At 66.7% G+C, this 21,148-nt stretch carries 23 protein-coding genes; 14 read left to right on the forward strand and 9 right to left on the reverse strand.

The annotated features are described in order from the left end of the window. The 5 genes from BLW40_RS15130 to phnD form a co-directional block, all read left to right on the forward strand. A partial coding sequence (locus BLW40_RS15130) for a Rossmann-like domain-containing protein (protein ID WP_244511218.1) occupies positions 1 to 651 on the forward strand: 651 nt, incomplete at its 5' end. Between the two features lie 14 nt (positions 652 to 665). After that, entirely contained in the window at positions 666 to 1,937 is a 1,272-nt protein-coding gene (locus BLW40_RS15135) for a Rossmann-like domain-containing protein (RefSeq protein ID WP_244511219.1), read from the forward strand. 235 nt (positions 1,938 to 2,172) lie between these two features. After that, positions 2,173 to 2,664, forward strand: coding sequence for a NifB/NifX family molybdenum-iron cluster-binding protein (locus BLW40_RS15140; RefSeq protein ID WP_074770053.1), 492 nt, complete (start codon positions 2,173 to 2,175; stop codon positions 2,662 to 2,664). After that, on the forward strand, positions 2,651 to 3,451 hold the full coding sequence (locus tag BLW40_RS15145; RefSeq protein WP_244511220.1) for a phosphonate ABC transporter ATP-binding protein: 801 nt from the start codon (positions 2,651 to 2,653) through the stop codon (positions 3,449 to 3,451). Before BLW40_RS15140 ends, BLW40_RS15145 begins: the two co-directional genes overlap by 14 nt. 10 nt (positions 3,452 to 3,461) lie before the next feature. Further along, positions 3,462 to 4,343: a phosphate/phosphite/phosphonate ABC transporter substrate-binding protein gene (gene phnD, locus BLW40_RS15150; protein ID WP_074770057.1), complete on the forward strand. Its 882-nt coding sequence runs from the start codon at positions 3,462 to 3,464 to the stop codon at positions 4,341 to 4,343. Between the two features lie 38 nt (positions 4,344 to 4,381). Here the strand turns inward: phnD and BLW40_RS15155 are convergent, their stop codons facing one another. From BLW40_RS15155 to BLW40_RS15175, 5 genes are read right to left on the reverse strand one after another with little or no spacing between them, the layout of a single operon-like run. Next, positions 4,382 to 4,726: a hypothetical protein gene (locus BLW40_RS15155; protein ID WP_074770059.1), complete on the reverse strand. Its 345-nt coding sequence runs from the start codon at positions 4,724 to 4,726 to the stop codon at positions 4,382 to 4,384. A 9-nt stretch (positions 4,727 to 4,735) separates the two neighbouring features. Then, the gene (locus BLW40_RS15160; RefSeq protein ID WP_074770061.1) at positions 4,736 to 5,290 is read right to left on the reverse strand and encodes an NAD(P)H nitroreductase; all 555 of its coding nucleotides are present in this window, start codon (positions 5,288 to 5,290) and stop codon (positions 4,736 to 4,738) included. Next, complete coding sequence (locus BLW40_RS15165; protein WP_083386814.1) at positions 5,287 to 6,276, reverse strand: ATP-binding cassette domain-containing protein; 990 nt, start codon at positions 6,274 to 6,276, stop codon at positions 5,287 to 5,289. The genes BLW40_RS15160 and BLW40_RS15165 overlap by 4 nt, the downstream gene beginning before the upstream one ends. Next, a complete protein-coding gene (locus BLW40_RS15170) occupies positions 6,273 to 6,977 on the reverse strand; it encodes a GTP-binding protein (RefSeq protein ID WP_074770063.1) in 705 nt (234 codons plus the stop codon). The genes BLW40_RS15165 and BLW40_RS15170 overlap by 4 nt, the downstream gene beginning before the upstream one ends. After that, on the reverse strand, positions 6,977 to 7,939 hold the full coding sequence (locus BLW40_RS15175; RefSeq protein ID WP_074770064.1) for an ABC transporter substrate-binding protein: 963 nt from the start codon (positions 7,937 to 7,939) through the stop codon (positions 6,977 to 6,979). Before BLW40_RS15175 ends, BLW40_RS15170 begins: the two co-directional genes overlap by 1 nt. Positions 7,940 to 8,217: 278 nt before the next feature. Between BLW40_RS15175 and BLW40_RS15180 the strand changes: the two genes are divergently transcribed. The 9 genes from BLW40_RS15180 to BLW40_RS15220 all read left to right on the forward strand — a co-directional run bounded on the left by BLW40_RS15180 (position 8,218) and on the right by BLW40_RS15220 (position 17,007). Then, positions 8,218 to 9,234 carry a D-alanine--D-alanine ligase family protein gene (locus tag BLW40_RS15180; RefSeq protein WP_074770066.1) on the forward strand — a complete coding sequence of 339 codons (1,017 nt, stop codon included), beginning with the start codon at positions 8,218 to 8,220 and terminating at the stop codon, positions 9,232 to 9,234. Positions 9,235 to 9,393: 159 nt separating this feature from the next. Further along, positions 9,394 to 10,092, forward strand: coding sequence for an energy transducer TonB (locus tag BLW40_RS18090; protein WP_139305624.1), 699 nt, complete (start codon positions 9,394 to 9,396; stop codon positions 10,090 to 10,092). Positions 10,093 to 10,102: 10 nt separating this feature from the next. Then, entirely contained in the window at positions 10,103 to 10,777 is a 675-nt protein-coding gene (locus BLW40_RS15190; RefSeq protein ID WP_074770068.1) for a MotA/TolQ/ExbB proton channel family protein, read from the forward strand. Continuing rightward, positions 10,774 to 11,217, forward strand: a complete 444-nt coding sequence (locus BLW40_RS15195; protein ID WP_074770070.1) for an ExbD/TolR family protein — start codon at positions 10,774 to 10,776, stop codon at positions 11,215 to 11,217. Before BLW40_RS15190 ends, BLW40_RS15195 begins: the two co-directional genes overlap by 4 nt. 1 nt (position 11,218) lies before the next feature. Then, entirely contained in the window at positions 11,219 to 11,605 is a 387-nt protein-coding gene (locus BLW40_RS15200; RefSeq protein WP_074770072.1) for an ExbD/TolR family protein, read from the forward strand. Positions 11,606 to 11,852: 247 nt separating this feature from the next. After that, a complete protein-coding gene (locus BLW40_RS15205) occupies positions 11,853 to 14,072 on the forward strand; it encodes a TonB-dependent receptor (RefSeq protein ID WP_074770074.1) in 2,220 nt (739 codons plus the stop codon). A 76-nt stretch (positions 14,073 to 14,148) separates the two neighbouring features. After that, positions 14,149 to 15,171, forward strand: a complete 1,023-nt coding sequence (locus BLW40_RS15210; RefSeq protein ID WP_074770076.1) for an ABC transporter substrate-binding protein — start codon at positions 14,149 to 14,151, stop codon at positions 15,169 to 15,171. Positions 15,172 to 15,205: 34 nt separating this feature from the next. Beyond that, positions 15,206 to 16,237, forward strand: a complete 1,032-nt coding sequence (locus BLW40_RS15215) for a FecCD family ABC transporter permease (RefSeq protein ID WP_083386818.1) — start codon at positions 15,206 to 15,208, stop codon at positions 16,235 to 16,237. Further along, positions 16,234 to 17,007 carry an ABC transporter ATP-binding protein gene (locus tag BLW40_RS15220; RefSeq protein ID WP_074770078.1) on the forward strand — a complete coding sequence of 258 codons (774 nt, stop codon included), beginning with the start codon at positions 16,234 to 16,236 and terminating at the stop codon, positions 17,005 to 17,007. Before BLW40_RS15215 ends, BLW40_RS15220 begins: the two co-directional genes overlap by 4 nt. Before the next feature lie 28 nt (positions 17,008 to 17,035). On the opposite strand, the gene BLW40_RS15225 is transcribed toward BLW40_RS15220, so the two are convergent. The 4 genes from BLW40_RS15225 to BLW40_RS15240 are packed head-to-tail and all read right to left on the reverse strand — an operon-like array spanning position 17,036 to position 21,143. Beyond that, the gene (locus BLW40_RS15225; protein ID WP_074770080.1) at positions 17,036 to 18,154 is read right to left on the reverse strand and encodes a CaiB/BaiF CoA transferase family protein; all 1,119 of its coding nucleotides are present in this window, start codon (positions 18,152 to 18,154) and stop codon (positions 17,036 to 17,038) included. A gap of 13 nt (positions 18,155 to 18,167) precedes the next feature. Further along, the gene (locus BLW40_RS15230; protein WP_074770082.1) at positions 18,168 to 18,983 is read right to left on the reverse strand and encodes a universal stress protein; all 816 of its coding nucleotides are present in this window, start codon (positions 18,981 to 18,983) and stop codon (positions 18,168 to 18,170) included. Between the two features lie 41 nt (positions 18,984 to 19,024). Further along, positions 19,025 to 20,272, reverse strand: a complete 1,248-nt coding sequence (locus BLW40_RS15235) for a phenylacetate--CoA ligase family protein (protein ID WP_074770084.1) — start codon at positions 20,270 to 20,272, stop codon at positions 19,025 to 19,027. A gap of 40 nt (positions 20,273 to 20,312) precedes the next feature. After that, positions 20,313 to 21,143: an ABC transporter ATP-binding protein gene (locus BLW40_RS15240; RefSeq protein WP_139305625.1), complete on the reverse strand. Its 831-nt coding sequence runs from the start codon at positions 21,141 to 21,143 to the stop codon at positions 20,313 to 20,315. Positions 21,144 to 21,148 lie beyond the last annotated feature (5 nt).

The following is a 21,148-nucleotide window of genomic DNA, read 5'->3' on the forward strand; positions in this document are numbered from 1 at the left end:
GGGGCCGGTCTGGCCTATCTGCCCCGCAATGCCCGCGATCTGATCGGCCGTCTGCCCGAATTTCGCAAGATGAGCCTGAAGCAGCTGGCTGAGTTTTCTGGCTCGTGGGATCCGCTCGAAATGGCGCTGGGGGTCGCCGCGATCAACGCCCATTACAACCGCTTCGATCTGCAAGGCGAGATGGGCAACGGAGCCCAGGCGTTCGGGCGCGAAGCCGGGCGGGTGGTGGTGGTCGGGGCCTTTCCCGGCCTGTCCGAAATGCTGCCCAATCCCCAGGTGATCGAAAACGATCCCCGCCCCGGCGAATATCCCACCATCGCGATGGATACCTTGTTGCCCGGCTGCGCGGCGGCGGTAGTTGCCTCCTCCACCCTGGTCAACCGCAACCTGCCCCGCATCCTGCGGCTGGCGCAAGGCTCGCGGATCGCCCTGGTCGGGCCGGTGACGCCGCTGACCCCCCGGCTGCACGCCTATGGAGTCGAAATCCTGGGCGGTCTGGTGATCCGCGATCCCAAAGGCTTGGGCGAGGCGATCCGCGCCGGGGCTCTTCCGCGCGAATTCGGCCGTTTCGGCCAGTACCTGCATCTGCGCCGCGAGGATGCGGCCCCGGCCCGGCCGTGCCGCTTCCGCGCCTCCCGCCGCAACGGTTAGGACCGAGAGCCGCTATGGACAAGCTCGATTCCTATGCTGCCCTGACCGATCGGGACGAACCGCGTCGCGCCCCTCTGCCCGCCGACAAAAGAATCGGGGCGGTGTTCGAACCGGTCAAAGCCCCCTGGGTCCGCCCCGGCGTGGTGATCCACGATCCCGCAATCCCGGTCGATGGCTTGTTGGCCGAGTTCGCCCTGCGTCTGCGTGAGCGGGGCTTCAACGTCACCGGCACGGTCCAGCGCAACAATACCGGTGGGGCCGAAATGGGCCAGGGCTGCGCCGAGCGGATCGAGTTCTTCGAGGTCGCCACCGGCCGCGTCGTCGAAATCGACCGCGCCGACGCCACCTTCTACCTGCGCAAGGCAATGCGCGAAGACGCCGATTTGTTGGTGATCAGCCGGTTCCAGGCGTTTCAATCGGCCTCGAAAAGTGTGCGGGCCACCATCGGCGAAGGGGCCTCGCAGGGGATGCCGGTGCTGACCTCGATTGCCGGGCGTTGCGTCCAGAAATGGCTGGGCGCGCTGCCCGGCCATGCCGGGTCGATGATCGCCCCCGATCTCGCCGCTTTGTGGCGCTGGTGGGGACCGGACCGGCTGTACCAGGATCTGGTGCTAGGCGTCGCCGACGACGAAGTCCGTTCCATCGCCTGCGGCGCACGCTGGATCATGGTCGAGGGTCCGCATGGCAGCGGACTGGCCTATCTACCCCGCTCGCCCAAGGATCTGCTGCCCCGCCTCGCCAGCTTGCAGCGCCAGGGATTGCGCCGTCTCGCCGATCTGTCGCGCTCGTGGGACCCGACCGAAATGGCCTTGGGCATCGCCGCGATCAACGCCCATTACAATCGCCGCGACCTCGATCTGCGCCCCGGCAACGGGGTCCAATCGTTGCCTCACACCCCCGGACGGGTGGTGGTGATCGGGGCTTTTCCCGGCCTGTCCGGCATCTTGCCCAATTCCGCCGTGATCGAGACCGACCCCCGCCCCGGCGAGTTCCCCCCGGTGGCGATGGATACGCTGCTGCCCGGCTGCGGCGGCGCGGTGGTCAATTCGTCGGCGCTGGTCAACCGCTCGCTGCCCCGGATTCTCCGCTTGGCCGAAGCCGCGCCGCTGGCCCTGATCGGCCCCTCGACCCCGCTGACACCGCGCTTGTTCAGCTATGGCATCACCGTACTCGGCGGGCTGATCGTCCACGACCCCAAAGGTCTGGCCGCCGCGATTCGCGCCGGGGCCTTGCCCCGCGAATTTACCCGTTTCGGAAAATACAACCACCTTAAGGCCAAAGGATGACGCGGGGCCTCAATCAATCCTTTGGTTATACCCACAAGCATTCTTCGCTCATTGGAATTGACGAAACGCAGCCGCCTCTTCACACTCATCTGATCGTCTTGAACGGATTCTGTTCAAGATTTTGGGTTCTGAGCAATTCAGACACCGGATTACGGCCTGAGCCGGATCAGACATCGTTTCCCGAAGGGGCGAATCCATATCGCCCGCCTCGGAAACTGCCGTTCCGGACACTGCCATGATCCCAGCCCAACCCCACCTCAAAGCGGCCTTTTCCACCAACAGCCTCGCCTGGGTCGATGCGGATTTTGTCCGCGCCCGCCATCTGGTGTTTTACGACGTCACCCCGACGCGAGCCGACTTCCTGGACGCCCCGGAATTTCGCCCGGTCGCATCGGGGATCGGTGACTCGCGGCCCGCCGCAGGCGGCTGCCCGGTTGGAGCCGAGCCGACCCATCTTGGCGGATCGGTCGCGGCGCGATTGGCCTGCCTTGAGGGATGCGGCGTCTTGTTCACCACCGCACTTAGCGACCACACCGCGTTGCGGATGACCCGCGAGGGCACCTTCCCCGTCGTGATCGAACGCCGCCGCGCCATCGACGACGTGATCGCCCGTCTTCAGGTGCTGATGACGCGAGACCCGCCGCTGTGGATGTGCCGCCTGCTCCGCTATGGCCGCCCGCCGCAGGGGCGCACCGCCCTGATGAGTTCCGCCCATGACGCCTTTTGACGATTCGCCGCCGATGGCTTCGACCACCCACCCAGCAGACGCCCTGGTCCTAACCGGCGTCCACGTCCGCCGGGGCGATAGCGCGGTGTTGCATGGGATCGATCTCGCCTTTCCCGCCGGGCGGATTACCGCGATCGTCGGCCGTTCCGGCGTCGGCAAGAGTACCCTGATCGCCACCCTGAACGGCCTGATCCGCCCCGAAGCGGGAACGATTGCGGTGCCGAACGTCGGACGGCTCGATGATCCCGGACCTTTGCGCGAACACCGGCGGCGCACCGCGACGATTTTTCAGGACCATGCCCTGATCGACCGCTTGAGCGCGCTCGATAACGTCCTGCTCGGTCTGGCCGATCAGCGCCATCCGCTGTCGCTGCTACCCTGGCCCGAGGAGTTCCGCCGCCGCGCCGCCCAGGCGCTGGACGAGGTCGGCCTGCTGCACCGGGCCAATGCCCGCACCTCGACCTTAAGCGGCGGCGAGCGGCAGCGGGTCGGCGTTGCCCGCGCCCTGGTCCGCCGCCCCAATCTTCTGCTGGGCGACGAGCCGTTCGCCTCGGTCGATCCGACGCTGGTGCGGCAGATGAGCGCCGAGTTCCGCTCGCTGGTCGCCCGCAACGGCCTGACCGTGGTGCTGGTGCTGCACCAGCTTGAAACCGCCCGTCTGCTGGCCGACCGCATCGTCGGATTGGTCGAGGGACGGGTCGGCTTTGTCGGGCCACCCGACCAGTTCAATGCCGAAGCCGAAGCCCGGATTTTCCCGTCTCCTGTTCTTGCCGTCCCAACAGAATAAGGTCTGACCGATGTTCGCACCCTTCAAACGCGCCGGATTGCTGGCCGCCCTGTTGCTGTCCACCTTGCTGGCCCCGGCCTATGCCGCCGACCGCCCGGAAAAGCTGGTGATCGGGCTGTTGCCCGGCGAATCCGCCCCCACGGTGATGCGCCTCAACGAACCGCTGCGGGCCTATCTCGAACACAAACTGGGCCTGCCGGTCGAGTTGGTGGTGGGGGCCAATTACGCCGCCACCGGCGAAGCCCTGCGCTTTGGCCGATTGGACATCGCCTATCTGGGACCGGTGACCTACATCCTTCAGAGCCGCCGCGCCCCGCTCGAGCCGTTCGCCCGCCCCTCGCACGAAATCGTCGGCCCGACCTTCCAGGCGGTGGTGATCGTCCCCGCCGACAGCCCGGCGCAAAGTCTGGCCGACCTGAAGGGCAAGGACGTCGCCTTTGGCGATCCGGCCTCGACCTCGGGCACCTGGGTGCCGCGCTACATGCTGGCCGAAGCCGGTCTGGTCTCGGATCGCGATTATTCACTGCGGGTGCTGGGCGCGCATGATGCCGTCGCCCTGGCGGTGGTCAATCACAAGGCCGATGCCGGTGGGCTGTCGATGCCGATCTACAAGCGGCTGCTGAAGGAAGGCAAGATCGATTCCAAGGCGGTCCGCGTCCTGGCCGAATCTCCGGCGATCCCGGAATATATGTGGACCTTCCGTCCCGGCCTGGACCCCGCCTTCAAGGAGGAAATCCGCAAGGCCTTCATCAGCGTCACCGATCCCGAGGCGTTGAAGGTGTTCCGCGCCGAATCCTTCATCCCTTGCGTCGATTCCGATGTTGATCGGGTGCGGAACTGGATCGCCGCAATCAGCAAGGACCGTCCCGATTCGACCGAGATCGTGAAGTAATCAGAAACGCGGCTGACCCGGGCCAATCCTGGCCCGGGTTAATGGCGATAGGTCAGCACCGCGTTGCGGCGGTCAACGAAGTGGGTGCAGATTTCAGCGGCCAGATCGTCCGACAGCGGCACCCCATAGCGGCGGGCCTGCTCGATCAGGGCCTCGCCTTCCAGCGATTGCAGCGCCGCCAGTCCGGCCGAAGCCAGGGCCAGAACCCGCTGGCGCGACGGCCCGGCCGCAATCCGTTCCAGCCACAGATCGCGGGGGCGGCCGGGAACGTACACCTCCTCCTGCGGAAGTGCCTCGCCGGTAACGGTCGCGACGGCCATCGCCATCGCAATGTCGGCGAGGATCAGGTGGAAGGTCTGATTCCGGGTCAGTTTCGCGTCCATGTCGCCTCGTCACAGCCAGGAGATCAGGGGGGTGGGATCGTCGGAGACAGAGAGCGGCGGCGGCTCGCGCGAGGGCGTGCCGAGATAGAGGAAGCCGACGATCCGCTCGGCCTCGCCCAGCCCCAGTTCGGTGTGAAAACCGCGATCGTGCATCAGCCAGCCCGAGCGCCACACGCCCCCGAAGCCCAACCCCCGCGCCGCCATCTGCATTGCCATCACGGTACAGCCCGCCGACAGGATCTGGTCGAATTCGGGAACGTGTTCGTTAGGCTTGGGCGAGGCCACCACAATCACCACCATCGGCGCCCGCAGCGGCATCCGCGGTGCCCGCTCGATCACCGCATCGGGCTGACCGGCGGCGATTGCGGCCCGCTGCATCGAAGCCCCCAACCGCTCCAGCCCCTCCCCCTCGGCAACCAGGAAGCGATAGGGGCGCAGATGCTGGAAATCCGGCACCCTGAGTGCTGCGCGAAAGATCAGGTCGAGCGCCTCGCCGGTTGGCGCAGGCGCGGTCAGGGCATGGCACGAGCGCCGGTTCAGCAGCAGGGATAGGGCTTCGGTCATGTCCAGGGCTCCAGCGCTTCGTCGATCCGCTCGCCCCGGCGCAGGCGCTCGCGGATATCCATCAATCCGGCATCGACCCGTTCCAGCGCGAGCAGGTTGGCCCGCTCTGCCGCCGAGGTCGTGATGATTTCGGCGATGCCGCCATGGCGGATCACCAGCCGCCGCCCGCCGCGCAGGGCCAGCAGCGGATCGTGGGTCGAGATCAGGACGATCTTGTCCTCGGCGACCAGCAGATCAAGGGCGCGGCTGCGATCGACCCCGGCATTCTCGATCTCGTCGATCAGCACCACCGGCGAGGCACTCAGCAACGCCGCGTCGGCGATCATCAGCGCCCGGGTCTGGCCGCCCGACAATTGGGTCACCGACACCGTCGGGGCAAAGGTCTCGCCGGTCAAAGCGTTGGCGGTGGCGATCACCCGCTCGGCCACCACGTCCGCATCGGCGACCTGACGGCAGCTTGCATGCATCGCGACGAACTCGGCGACGGTCAGATCGACGACGAAATTCATCGTCTGGGACAATTGGGCGACCAGCTTGCGCTCGGGCGCAAAGCGGCTGCCCGGCGGCGGCGGGGCGGCGTTGATCAGAATCCGCCGTCCGGTCGGGGTGTCGCCCTGGGCCAGACATTCGATATCGGCGAGCAGGCGGCTTTTGCCCGACCCGGTGGGGCCGACGATACAGACGATTTCTCCGGCGCGGATCGTCAGCTCGACCGCCTCGGCCCGGCCCAACTTGTCGCGGCCGCCCAGGATCGTCAAAGCCTGCACCGGCTCTGGTCCCGCCTGCCGGTCTTCCTGCTGCAAGCGGCGGACATGGTCGAGAATCTGCGACCGGGTCATCCCAAGATCGGCCAGCGTCTCCTCGCCCAGCCCGTCCAGCCACGCCTCCAGCCCGATCTGGTCCGGCCGAGGCACCGGAAAGGTGGCGAGGAACGCCCCCACCCGAGGATGGGCACGGATCAGCGCCCCCAGGCTGACCGCGCTCATCGCTGGTCCTCGAAGCACATCGTCTTGACGTTGCCGCGATGGTGGGTCTCCCCGATCGCGGTTTCGCCGACGCAATAGGGACAGACCGCCGACGGCATCGAAAAGCGCAGCCGCCGCCCCTCCAACCCGTCGATCGCGTCGGCATGGCGCAGGTGAAAGGCGATCTCGGTCGCGCCCTGGCCGGTGATGCCGTTGCAGAACACCACCGGCGCACGCGGATTGGCGAGGCGGACGTTATAGGCGTACACCTCGCGCTCGGCCTGACTGACGATGTCGCCCTTGGTGATGACGACCAGATCGGCCAGACGCAGCATCGGCCCGATCTTCTTTGGCGTATGGATTCCCGCCAGCGCATCGACGACGCACACCGCCAGCACCCCTTCGATATGGGGCGAGCAGCGGTTGCACAGACCGGCGCTTTCGCTGACCAGCAGGTCAAGCCCCTGCCGCTGTCCCCACTCCAAGCAGGCTTCGATGTTGGTGACGAAGAAATGGTCGGGGCACAGCCCACCCGACAGCCCGACCGAAACCGGAATACCGCGCCGGGCATAGGCTTTATCGTCCTCGGTCGAGAGCGAATCGAACTTGGCGACGCCGACCTTCTGCCCCTCGGCGGCGAGCAGATCGAGCACGCGGAGAATCACCGAGGTCTTGCCGACCGACGGCGACCCGGCGACGGTGACCAGCCGGGGCCGCGCCATCACCCGCCCCACGAGTCGAAGAACAGTCGGCCGGCATGCCGGGTCCGCTCGGCCATGTCGTGGGCGCGGACGTGATCCCAGCCCAGCCATTTCAGCCGGGCCTGAGCGGGAAAAGCCGCCTGGGCCGCCGCGCCCCCGACCGGGGGATAGCAATTGCGCGCCAGCACCCGCCCCAAGGTCGGCCCGCTCAGACACTCGAAGACGGGCTGTAACCGCACGCGCCGCTCGGGCCGCGACATCGTGCCGATCGGCATCGCCCATGCCCCGTCCTCGGGCCACACCACCGCGACCCGGTCGCGCCGGGGCGACATCTCGGCCTGCATCCATGGCAACACCGTCACCGCCGCTCCGTCGGGATGGCCCGACCCGGCGATCTTGGCACTGACGACGTTGTGGCGCAGCGCCTTGACGCTGGCGGCGAAGGCGCGAATCCCCTCGGCCCCAAATTGCTCGAACAATCCGAGCAACAAAAACTGGTTGTAATCGGTGAAGGGAACCCGGTCGTTGGGCCGCCAGCCGCCGAACACGACGTCGCCACGATAAAGCGGCCCCAGCAGGTCGCTCCAACAGCGGGGCGGGGGGCGGTCGCCCAACCGGCGCCGATCGACCAGGAACACCAGCAAAAAGACCGCGAACACCGAGAAGCATCCCAGCGGATCAATCAGCCCGGCCTCGGCACAGGCGGGATGCAACTCGGCCGGAGGACAGGCCCCACCGGGATAGGTGGCGAGAAGATGGGCGGACAGGGCATCAGGCGCCCACGAGGTGATTACCATCCCCGGCAGATCGTCGGCAGAGCCAAGCGCCAGCATCTCGTCGAACGGCGCGTCCCACGCCCCGCCCATCAGAACCGACCAAGCCAGATCGTGGCCACGCAGGGCGCGCTCCAGTTCGGCCCGGACCGGCCGCCGCAACGGCATCGGCACCCGGCCCAGCAGATCCCACCGTCCCGGTCCCGACATCGACGCATCCCGTTCCGTTGCGCGCCACGTCGCTGTTTCGGGCTCTCCGGCGCGCAAAGTCCTGCTTTGGAACATTGTTCCCTCGCGGTCAACTCCAGAACATGCTCAAGGTTTCCGTCGATAGAAAGCCAATGTCAATGTTATTTTCAAAAACGGTTTGAAATATTAACCCAAAGCGGCTAAACATAAAAATGAATGAACGGCATTTTTACATTGGCGTACAGTTTTAGGTCGTTTCGTACATTTCCGTATTTTCCCTCCCTGTCGAAGAGGCGACGATGACGCTGCGGCTGAGAACGCCAACCGATCCCGAGCGGACCCGCATCTTGTATCTGGCCCGCTATGCCCCCGACGATCCGGTCTATGAGATGAAGGCCGAGGGAATCGCCTCGGGTTATTCCGAATACCACTTCAATCTTTTCAAAGAGTTGCAAGGAATCGGCTATCGCGTCGCCTCCAGCTCGAAGCCGTATGCCGCGTGGCTGGCCGGGGGCAATGTCGATTACGTGTTTTCGCTCTTGAACCGGATGCCGATCCGCAATCCCGAAATCTTCGTCTCCAGCCTGTGCGAATATCAGCGCCTGCCTTACCTGGGGGCGCCGCCGAACATCCGCGCTTTGGCCGAGGACAAATACTTAAGTAAACTTACGTTTAAATCGCTTGGTCTTCCCGTCGCCGCCGGAGCGGCCTATGCCGTGGGGGCTCCACTTGACCCGCCCGACTTTGCCGGACCGTATTTCGTCAAGGACCGCTTTGGCGCGGCGTCGGAGGGCATTACCCCCGACAGCCTGCAAGAAACCTGGGAGGGAGCGGCGGCAATCGTCCGACGCCTGCACGCCGAGGGCCGCGAGGCGCTGGTCGAGGAATATTGCCCCGGTCTCGACGTCACTGTCCCGGTGATCGGGCACGAGCCTTACCTGATCCTCGGCCATGTCGCCCCCCAATCGGACCAGATCGGCCACATCCTGACCGAGGATTTGAAGCTCGATGACCATCTCGGCAATTGCTTGATTGATGTCGGCGCGACCGCCGCCCCGATCGCCGACGACGTCGCCCGGCTGTGGCGGGGATTGGGGCCGATCGACTATTTCCGGGTCGATTACCGCTGGGATCCCGAGACCGGGCGGCGGACGGTGTTGGAGATCAACATCTGCTGCTATTTCGGGCGTCAGGGCGCGCTGGCGCTGGCGGGATCGCGCTGGGGCTTTTCCCGCCGCGACCTGCTGGCCCATGTCGTCGAATACAGTCTGGCCCGTCAGGTCTCGTTCCGCGACCAGTACCGCTGGATCGTTTAAACTCGTCCGGCCCGGAGGTCCGCCGCCGGGAGGATGAGCATACATCAATGCCCCCACCGCCCCGGCGGATGGGGGCGGAGCACGGCCTGAGCCGGTTTCCAAATTCCCGTCCGCGTGATGCCGTCGCGCGGGGGAGTCTTGACCGGATTTGTGTGCATCGTGCCCTTTTCTCCGTTTCCGACCGACACCTTTCTCGATCGTGTGCGTCCGCCCTGGCGGCTGGGCGTGCTGGGCGCGATTGTCGCGCTGCATGCCGGAGCGGTTGTCGCGCTTCAGGCCTCGCTGTCCGACCGCCCCGCCGCGCCGGTGACGGTGGCGCCGATGCTGATCGCCAATCTTGCCCCCGCCGCTGCGGTGGACCAGCCCGCGCCGGTGCCCCAGAAGCCGCCGCCCCAGCCGGTTCCGCCCGCACCAAAGCCAAAACCGAAGCCGAAGCCGGACACGCCCCGCCCGGTCCCGGCCCGTCCGGCGGCGACCGTCGAACCGGCGCGTCCCACGGATTCGGCTGTTGCCGCCACCGCGCCAGCCTCTCCTGCCGCCGAACCCTCCGCCCCTGCCGAAGCGGGAGAGCGCCCGCCGCCGCCGCCCGTGCGGCAACCGGCGGCGATCTCGTGCCGGGTTCCCCCCTATCCCGCCGAGGCCCGCCGCCTCGGCCAAACCGGAACCGTGCTGCTGGGGCTGCTGATCGACGAGACCGGGACGGTGACCGACCGGCGGGTCGAGCGGACCAGCGGATCGGACGCGCTGGATGCCGCCGCGCTGACCGCGCTATCGAGCTGCCGCTTTTCGCCGGGAACGGTCGATGGCCGCCCCCATGCCGCCTGGGCCCGGCTGCGCTATGTCTGGAAATTGAATTAGGAGACCTCCCTTGCCAAGCTCCCCGCCCCTTTCTTTCAGCCAGTTCGACCTGCTGCACCTGTGGACGCAAGGCGATGCCGTCACCCAGACCACCGTGCTGATCCTGGCCGCGATGTCAGTTACGACGTGGTATGTCGTCGTGGTCCGCGAAATCGTGCTGCTCCGCCTGCTGCGCCAGGGTCGCGCCGCCGAAACCGCCGTCACCGGAAACGCGGCACCGAACGCGATTTTGTCCGCCCTGACGTCGGGCGGTCCGTTCCACGATCTCGCCCAAACCGGGCTGGCCGCCTTGGAGCGTCACCGCGAGGGACTGAGCGGAACCATCGACCGCAATAGCTGGCTGTCGCTGTCCTTGTCCCGCGCGGTGGGGCGGGTCACCGCCCGCTTGGGCGACGGATTGCCGCAATTGGCCACGATCGCCTCGACCGCTCCGTTCGTCGGATTGTTCGGAACGGTGTGGAGCATCCACCACGCCTTGACCGAAATCGGCGTGTCGGGGCAGGCCTCGATCGAGCGGGTGGCCGGCCCGGTCGGCGAATCGCTGGTGATGACCGCGCTGGGCTTGGCCGTCGCCGTTCCCGCCGTGCTGGCGCACAATTGGCTGGTCCGCCGCCAGAAAAGCGCCATCGAGATGGTGCGGGGATTCGGAACCGACCTCCACGCCCTTTTGCTGGAGCAATCATGAGCGGCCTGTTCCCCGATGGCGGCGAGGCCGATCCCAAACCGCTGGCGCTGATCAACACGACGCCGCTGGTCGATGTGATGCTGGTGTTGCTGATCATCTTCCTGATTACCGTGCCGGTGGTGACGGCCTCGGTCCCGGTTCGGCTGCCGCAGCAGAGCGCCGTGCCCGCCGCGTCCGAGCCCAACACGGTCACGGTGACGGTCACCCAAAGCGGCGCGCTGTTCTGGAACGAGACCCCCCTGGCCGACGAATCCGCCCTGCTCGCCCGTCTGAGTGAAGCGGCGCGACAAAGCCCCCCGCCGCTGGTCCGGTTACGCGGCGACGGCGATGCCGCCTATGCCGCGGTGGCCCGCGTCGTCACGGCCTGTCGGGCGGCCGGACTGACCCGGCTCGGCTTCCTGACCGATCCGCAATCCCCCGACGCCGCCACGGAGCGCTGAGATGAGCGACGACAACGCCCCCGAGGCGGTGATCGAAATCAACACCACCCCGCTGATCGATGTGTTGCTGGTGCTGCTGATCATGCTGATCGTCACCATTCCGGCCCATACCCATATCGTCGATCTGGCTCTTCCAACCCAGGGAGAAACGGCGACACGGCCGGTCGCCACCGTCACCATCAGCATCGACGATTCAGGCGCGATACGCTGGAACGGCGAACAGTTGGACGGAGCCGACGCGCTGGACCAACGGCTTGCCGTCGCGGCAACCCAGATGCCGAAGCCGGACATCGTCCTGCGGCCCCACGCCAAGACCGCCTATCGCCACGTCGTCGCGGCAATGAACGCGGTCCGTCGCCACCAGATCGACTCGTTCACCCTGCCTTGATCCAATCACCCAATACGGTATAAATTAGATACAATATATATACAATACGGGTTATTACGTGACAAATCATTGACACCAACTATCACCAGATGCACCATGCGCAATAATTAATATAGATGAAATGTACGCATTCGTACTTTTCGGTCCATTTCTGAATTCATTGACATGAAATGGACGGAGCAAGGCCTGAGCCTATCTTCACTCTTCTTGCGCCAAATCGCGCAGATCATTGAAATAGGATCGACCAATGCTCCGACGCTGTCTCGCCCCGTCCGCCCCGGCCTCCGCCCGACTGTTCGCCGGACCGCCCGTCCTCTGCGCGCTGTTGGTGTTCGCCCCTCCGGTCTGGGCCGCCGACAGCGAGCAAGAGAGCGGCAAAGAGGATGGCGTTCCGACCGTCGTCGTCAGCGACAGCGCGGGCAAGCATACCGGCAGCACCGCCGAGGGTTACCGGGTCACCGATTTCACCATCGGTCCGCTTGGTCCCCGCCCGGCGCTCGATACCCCGTTCCAGACCCAGACCATCCCCCAGGATCTGATCCGCAATCAGGCGGTCACCGACAATGCGGAATTGCTGAAATACCTGCCTTCGACCCAGATCGAGTATCGCGGCGGGTCGGAAGTGGGCCGTCCGCAAAGCCGGGGGTTCGAAGCCGATTTGCTGGGCAACACCCGAATCGACGGCTTCGCGGTGCAATCGCACATTCCCCAACCGATCGAGATGACCGACCATCTCGACGTGCTGAACGGCCTGTCCGGGGCGTTCTATGGGCCGATGAATCCGGCGGGCGTGTTCAATTATGTGCTGAAGCGGCCGACAGAGCACTTCGTCAACGATGTCGGACTCGCCTATCAATCCGATGGCAATGTCACCGAACGGGCCGATCTGGGCGGGCGGGTCGGGCCGGACCGGATGTTCGGCTATCGCCTTAATCTCAGTCACACCGATGGCGAGACCGCGTCCGAAACCGCCAACCTCCGCCGCGAGGTGGCCAGCCTCGCCGTCGATGCCCGGGTGACGTCATCGACCCTGATCGAGGCCAACGCCGCCCGCTATATCTATGACCGGACCGGCAGTCCGGGATCGTTCGCCGTCGCCACCGGGATCAATGCCAGGGTTCCCGACGCCAGCAAAATCGACCCGAGGGGCTATGGCTATGACTGGGCCGGGGTCGAAACCACCATCGATTATTACGGCGGCAAGATTACCCAGGCGCTCAATCAGGATTGGTCGGTGACCGGCGGCCTGATGCGCCAGAACGTCACCCGGATCATGCGCAGCACCAGCAACAAAATGTCCACCTCGGGCAATGCCTATCAGGTCCAGGTGTCCGAGGCGTTCGCCCATTGGGAGCTGACCTCGAACCAGCTTTATCTGAACGGCAAGGTCGAAACCGGTCCGCTGAAGCACGAACTGACCTTTGGCACCAACGGCTATATCAACCCCAATTTTTCCGCCTACAACACCGCCGCCACCAGCCGGACCACCGCCTATAGCTGCATCATCACCGAGACATCTTGTTCGGCCAGCGCACTCAAATGGAAAACCGACGGCGGGTTCTACCGCACCGGTTTGGAAGATAGCTATCAGACCGCGATTATCGGCGACACGATCACCATCAACGACCAATGGTCGGTGATGGGCGTGTTCAGCAATGGCTGGATTTCGTCGGACAGCGCGACGCCGGGCAAAAGTATTTCGGTCGATAACGCTCAATCCTACACCGCCGGGCTGATCTACAAGCCGCGCCACAATATGAGCCTCTATGCCAATCATGGGTCGAGCGTCTTGCCGGGCGAACGGGCGTCGAGCAGCGGCGTCGCCAATCCCAACGAACCGATGTCGCCCTATCGCAGCACCCAATGGGAAGTCGGTTACAAGGTGGAGTTGGCCGATATCGACCTCAACACCGCTTTGTTCCACATCACCCGGCCGACCGCCTATGCCGGGGACGACAACGTCTATCGGGTCCAGGGCGAACAGCGCAATCGCGGTATCGAGCTGATGGCAAAGGGCAAGGTCACCGACCAGATCACCGTGTTCGGCGGCGTCACCTGGCTGGACAGCGAGGTGACGAAGACCGACACCGCCCTGACCGAGGGCAAGCAGGCCATCGGCGTCCCCGAATGGCAGGCCAACCTGCTGACCGAATACGCCTTCTCCGAGGCCTTCCTGCCCGGAATCACCAGCAGCCTTAACCTGCATTACACCGGCGAACGCGCCGCCAATGCCTATAACACCGCCTGGGCGGACGGCTTCACCACGGTCGATCTCGGCATCCGCTATAGCGGCGAGGTGATCGGCCGCGCCATCACCGCCAACCTCAAGGTCAACAACCTGTTCGACGAACGCTATTGGGCTTCGGTGTTCCCCAGCAACATCGCAGGCGATTCGACCAGTTCGGGCTCGACGGTGTTCATCGGCGAACCCCGGACCGTCAAAGCCTCGATGACGATGAGCTTCTGATCCATTGCCGCCCGGTCTTGGGTTTGTTCGAAGACCGGGCGGCCGTTCCATCCTTTGACCGCAAGAGGCCACCCCCATGCGCCGCCCAGCCCGCCCCCTGTTCTTTCTGCTGCTACTCGCGGCGATCCTGGTCCCGCCGGGGCCGTCCGCCACCGCCCGCGAGATCACCGACATGGCCGGGCGGACCGTCACCGTGCCCGACCAGATCCACCGCATCCATGTCCTGTCGCACTCGCTCTCGCTGGTAACGGTGATGGCCCCGGAAACGCTGGTTGCCCTTCCCTTTCCCTTCAAGCACAACCCGGCGGCGGATCGCTTCCTGCCCGCCCGCTTCGCCACCTTGCCGCAGATCGACAACGGTCTGGAGGCGGTCAAGGCGCTGGAGGCCGACATCGTGCTGGGCTGGCCCACCCCGGCCTTCATCCGCGACCGCGTCCCCCAATTCGACCGGATCGGCCTGCCCTCGGTGCTGGTCGATGTCGATCGGCTGCACTCCTATCCGGCCACCTTCCGCTTTCTCGGCCAGTTGCTCGGCCGGACCGAGCGGGGCGAGGCGCTGGCCTCGGGTCTGGAAGAGTCGATGGCCCGGCTGGAGCGGATCGTCGCGACGATTCCGTCCGACCGCCGGGTCCGGGTCTATTACGCCGAAAGCATCGACGGACTGACCACCCAGTGTGACAGTTCGGATCGCAGCGACGTGATCCGCCGCGCCGGGGCGGTCAATGCGATGGTCTGCGTCAACCCGCCCACCGCCGCCGACAACACCCCGATCGCGCTGGAAACCCTGATCGCGGCCGATCCCGACGTGATCGTCACCCGCTTCGCCGAAACCCGCCCCCGCATCCTGGCCGATCCGCGCTGGCAGACGCTGCGGGCGGTGCGTGAGGGCCGGGTTCTTGCCGTCCCCGCCTTGCCGTTCAATTGGTTCGACCGTCCGCCGTCGTTCATGCGGGCGATTGGCGCGCACTGGCTGACGGCCAAGCTGTATCCCGACCTCTATTCCCAGGATCTCGCGGCGGAGACCCGCGCCTTCTTCCGCCTGTTCTTCGGCATCGCGTTGACCGAAGCCGATCTTGCCACCCTGATCGGGGCACCGTAACGCGATGAGCGGCCCGGCGGAGCGCGCCTTAGCGATGATGCCGTCCCGTGCCACGCTCGGTCGGCCGGGCTGGCCGGTGGTGCTGGCGGGCGTGCTGGGGCTGGTGGTGGTGATCGATCTGTCGATCGGCCCGTTCCCGGTGCGGCCGGGCGAGATCGTCCGCTTTTTCCTGGCCTGGGCCGGATTGGACACGATGGCGGACGAGCGATTCCGCACCCTGCACACCATCCTGATCGAATTGCGCCTGCCCCGGGTTCTCACCGCGATCCTGGTCGGAATGGCGCTGGCCAGTTCCGGCGCGTCATTCCAGGCGGTGTTCCGCAATCCGCTGGTCTCGCCCGGCCTGCTGGGAGTGTTGGGCGGCGCGGCGTTCGGCGGCGCGTTGGCGATGGTGCTGGACGGGTCGCGCCTGCTGGTCGAAACCCTCTCGTTCGCGATGGGGCTGGCGGCGGTGGCGGTCGGCGTCGCGATTGGAACGATGTTCGCCAGTGCCTCGATGATCACCCTGGTTCTGGGCGGGCTGATCAGCAGCGCCCTGTTCGCCGCCTTGCTGTCGATGATCAAATATGTCGCCGATCCGCTCAACCAATTGCCGTCGATTGTCTATTGGCTGATGGGCAATCTGGGACAGGCCGATCTGGGCCGGATCGGTTGGTCCGCTTTGCCTATCCTGGCCGGTGTCGGGGTGCTGACACTGTGCGGCCGCGCCATCGACGCGCTGTCGATGGGCGACGACGAAGCCCGCGCGATCGGCATCCCGGTCACGCTGCTGCGCTATGGACTGATCGCCGTCGCCACCCTGATCTCGGCGCTGACGGTATCGCTGGCCGGGATGATCGGTTGGGTCGGGCTGATCGTGCCCCATTTCGCCCGGCTGCTGCTGGGGCCGGGCAATGCCCGCCTGATCCCCGCCAGCGCGATTTTGGGGGCGGCGTTCATGGTCGCCGCCGACATCGTGTCGCGCGGACTTTCCACCGTCGAGATTCCGATCGGCATCGTGACCGAGCTTCTCGGCATTCCCGCCTTTCTGATCGTGCTGCATCGGTCGCGCCGGGGGTGGGCATGAAGACCGCCGCGCCGCTGTTGCAGGGCAAGGATGTATGGTTTCACCGCAATGGCCGGGCGGTGTTGCAGGGGGCCGATCTCGGCCTTGGTCCGGGAGAACTGGTCTCGCTGCTGGGAGCCAATGGAGCGGGCAAGACTACCTTGCTCCGCCTGCTGCTTGGCTTCGAGCGCCCCAAGGCGGGCGAGGTCCGGCTGGGCCAAGCCGCTCTCCGCGATCTGTCGCGGCGCGCCATCGCCCGCGCCGTCGCCTATGTCCCCCAATCTCATGTCGCCCCGTTCCCCTATCGGGTCCGCGAGGTGATCGGATTGGGACGGCTGGCGGTGACCGGGCTGTTCCGCGCGCCTGGCCCAGCCGACCGCGACGCGGTCGCGGCGACGATGGCCCGGCTAGGCATCGCCCATCTCGCCGACCGCCCCTATACCGAGATTTCCGGCGGCGAGCGTCAGTTGGCCTTGATCGGCCGCGCCCTGGCCCAGGAGGCGGGCCTGCTGGTGATGGACGAGCCGCTGACCGGCCTTGATTACGGCAACCAGCTTCGCCTGCTCGACCGCCTTGCCGAGTTGGCCGAGTCCGGTCTGGGCATCCTGATGACGACCCACGCCCCCGATCTGGCGGCGATGGTCTCGACCCGGGTGGCGGTGCTGATCAACGGTCGTATCGCCGCCGACGGCCCCCCCGAAACCGTCGTCACCGACGCGATGATCGAGCGACTTTATGGTGTGACGCCCAGGCGGACCCCGAAACGAGTCTTCGCACGTCCACGGCCATAGGGGCGAAAGCCCCCCGAATCGCCAGGGATCACCCCATGGCGGCGGCGGTCCAGTCGGCCAGGATCGCGGCGGCCGTCTCGGGCGGGGTGGGCGGACGCGGCGGCGGGCAAGGCGTGCGGTCGAAGCGCGGTGCCGGAGCCGGTTGGGTGACGCCGCCCAACTCGACGAAGGTGCCGCGTGCCCGGTTGTGGGGATGGTCGGGGGCCTCGGACAGGGACAGCACCGGCGAGACGCAGGCATCGCTGCCTTCGAGCAAGGCGCACCATTCAGCCCGGCTCCGGGTCGCGAACACCGCCTCCAACCTCTCGCGCAAGAGCGGCCAGCGTGTCCGGTCGGAGCGGTCCAGGAAAGCAGGGTCGGTCAGCCCGGCCTTGTCCAGCAACAGGGCGTAGAACCGGTCTTCGATCGCCCCGAGCGCGATCCAGCCGTCGTCGGCGCAGCGATAGCAGCCATAATAGGGCGCACCGCCATCGAGCAGATTGTCGCCGCGCCGGTCGGTCCATTGCCCCATCGCCCGCAGGGTGTGGATCATGCTGGTCATCAGCGCGGCACCGTCGGTCATCGCCGCATCGACCACTTGGCCCCGGCCCGACCCGCGCGCCTCGACCAGCGCCGCCAGAAGGCCGACCGCCAGCAGCATCGCGCCGCCGCCGCCGTCGGCGACCAGATTGAGCGGCGGAACCGGTCGCCCGCCCGCCTCGCCGATCGCATGCAGCGCGCCCGACAGCGACAGATAATTGATGTCATGCCCGGCGGCGCTGGCCAGCGGTCCGGTCTGGCCCCAGCCGGTCATCCGGCCATAGACCAGCCGGGGATTGACCCCCAGGCAGACCTCCGGCCCCAGGCCGAGACGGTCCATCGCGCCGGGCCGCAGCCCCTCGATCACCGCGTCGGCGCGGGCGATCAGGGCCAGCGCCTGGGCGCGGTCCTCCGCCCGCTTGAGGTCGAGGGCGACGATTCGGCGGCTGCGGCCAAGGACATCGAGCGCGGGGTCGAACAGGTCCGAGGCCGGTTTGGCCGCGTCGTCGCGGGCGCGGTCGATCCGCACCATTTCGGCTCCCAGATCGGCCAGGATCATCGCCGCCATCGGTGCCGGTCCCAACGCAGCAAACTCGACGATCCGCACCCCGTGCAATGGACCCGCCATCGCGCCCTCCCCTTTAGTTCGACATCAGCACCGGAACCGTCATCTGTTCCAGCACGAAGCGGGTGCCGCGCCCGCGCTTCAGTGTCAGTCCCGCCGCGCCCTGCGCCCCCATCACCACCAGATCGGCCCCCAGATCGCACAGCCGCGACAACAGCATGTCCATCTTGCCGATATCCTCGCCGGCCAGACGCTCCCCTTTGGCGACGATGCCGTCGATCGCGAGGTGATCGAGGACATCGACCTGGGGCACCTCGAACAGACTGGACGCACCCTGGGGCGGCTGGGTGTAGAGCGACAGCACCGTCACCGATTGAGCCCGGCGCAGCAGCGGCTTGGCATCGTTCAGCGCCCGCACCGCCTCGCGCCCGGCGTTCCAGGCGATGGCGACGCGCTCGCCCACCGTGGCGAAGCTGCCCGCATGGGGGATCACCAGCACCGGGCGGCCGCAATGAAGGATGACATGTTCGACCAGCCGCGACGGCACGGCGCGATTGCCCGGCTCGGGCTGGCCCATCACCACCAGATCGGCGAAGCGGGCGCAGAACATCGTTTCGGACAGAACATGGCCCGGCTCGCCATGCGACAATTGCCACCAGCGCGCCGCGACCCCGGCTTCGGCGGCGCGGGCGCGAAAATTCGCCTCGCAGGCGGCGCGGGCGGCGGCCAAAGCGGGGCTGGCCTGATGGCTGACCGCGCTGGGGCGGTGGCTTTCGACCCGGGCGAACAGGCCGGTCAGCCGTCCGCCGTGCCGTTTCGTCAGATCGAGCGCAATCGCCAGCCGCACCGCCGCGCGCGGCGAATCGTCGATATGAACCAGAATGTCCTTCATGCCGTCCTCTCTTGTCTCGCGGTGGGGCGTCCGGATGTCGGTCAGGACGCGGCCCCCCGCCGGTCCTCGATGACGATCCCGTCGTTGGGGAGGCTGCCGGGGGCGTGGCGCGTCACCGCCGCGCGCAGGGTACAGACCGCCTGGAAGCTGGTCCGCACCGCCTCGTCCAGTCCCTCCCCCTCCCCCGCCGCCGCCGCACTCTCGATTGCCAGGGTCAGACGGTCGCCGTCTTCGCCGCGCTCGACCACCAGCCGCGCCCGCCCCAGTTCGGGATGGCGGGCGAGCACGGCGGCGATCTGGTGGGGATGAACGAACATCCCCTTGATCTTGGTGGTCTGGTCGGCCCGCCCCATCCAGCCCTTCAACCGCAGGTTGGTCCGGCCGCACGGCGACGGTCCGGCCAGCACCGCCGACAGGTCGCCGGTGGCAAACCGGACCAGCGGATAATCGCGGTTGATCGCGGTCACCACCACTTCGCCGACCTCGCCGTCGGGGACGGGATCGCCGGTGCCGGGACGGACGATTTCGACGATCACCCCTTCATCGACCACCAGCCCCTCGCGGGCGGCGGTCTCATAGGCGATCAGGCCGAGATCGGCGGTAGCGTAGCACTGGCTGGTCGCGATTCCGCGCGCCTCGAACCCCTGGCGCAGCGCGGCGGTCAGCGCCTCGCCCGACACGCAGGCCTTGGTCAGCGACGCAGAGTCGAGCCCCAGTTCGTCGGCGCGGTCGAGGATGATCTTGAGAAAGGACGGGGTTCCGGCATAGCCCGAGGGCCGCAGATCGGCGATGGCGCGGGCCTGCTGGTCGGTGTTGCCGGTTCCGGCGGGAAACACCGGGCAGCCCAGCGCGTGGGCACCGCTTTCGAACATCCGCCCGCCCGGGGTGAAATGGTAGGAAAAGGCGTTGTGGACCAACTCGCCTCGGCGGATTCCGGCGGCGAACAAAGCGCGGGCCAGCCGCCACCAATCGGCACCGCCGCCTTCGGGATCGTAGATCGGCCCCGGCGAGGCGAACACCCGGCGCAAGCCTCCGGTCGGCGTCGCGGTCAGCCCGGCGAAGGGAGGCTGCACCTGCTGGGCCTCGATCAGTTCGGATTTGCGGATCAGCGGCAGACAGGCCAGGGCGGCGCGGTCAACCACCGTCGCCGCGTCGAGCCCGGCCAGACGCGCGGCCAGACCGGGCGCGTGGGCCAGGCTTTTGGCCAGCAGCGCCGCCAGCGCGCCGAACTGAGCGGACTCCCGTTCGTCGGCGGAACGGGTTTCGAGGGAATCGTAGAATGCGCCCATGCCTCGTCCTTCCTCGTCATGCCCGGTGGGACCGATGGCGTCACAGCCAGCGTTTGCGGCGTTTGTAGGATTTGAGGTTCTTGAACGATTTCCGCTCGCGGTCGCCGCCCAGATAGAATTCCTTGACGTCCTCGTTGTCGGCGAGGTCGTCGCGGCTGCCGTCCAGCACGATCTTGCCCGATTCCATGATGTAGCCGAACTGGGCGATCTTCAGCGCCATCCGGGCGTTCTGCTCGACCAGCAGCATCGTGATCCCGGTTTCGGCGCACAGGGTTTCGATGATCGCGAAGGTTTCCTTGACCAGCAGCGGCGACAGCCCCATCGACGGCTCGTCCAGCAGGATCATCCGGGGCCGGGCCATCATCGCGCGCCCGATCGCCAGCATCTGCTGTTCGCCCCCGGACAGATACCCGGCCAGACCGGTGCGTTCCTTGAGCCGGGGGAAATAGTGAAAGACCTGTTCGATATCGGCGCGGATCGCGGCACCGCCGTCGCGGCGGGTGAACGCCCCCAGCCGCAGATTCTCGATCACCGTCATGTCCTCGATGATGCGGCGGCCCTCCATCACCTGGAAGATGCCGCGCCGGACGATCTCCTCCGGCGGGCGGTTGGCGATTTCCTCGCCCCGGAAGGTGATGCTGCCCCGGGTCACCCGGCCGTTCTCGGTGCCAAGCAGACCCGAAATCGCCTTCAACGTCGTCGATTTCCCCGCGCCGTTGGGACCGAGCAGGGTGACGATCCGTCCGGTGGGAACGTCGAGGCTGACCCCGCGCAGAACCAGGATCACATCGTCGTAGACCACCTCGATGTTATTGACCGACAACAGCGGCGTTTCGGTCGCCGTCTCGGTCCGTGCTGCGGCTGGTGCCATGTCGT

It is taken from the genome of Magnetospirillum fulvum (assembly GCF_900108475.1).
GTDB classification, from domain to species: domain Bacteria; phylum Pseudomonadota; class Alphaproteobacteria; order Rhodospirillales; family Magnetospirillaceae; genus Phaeospirillum; species Phaeospirillum fulvum_A.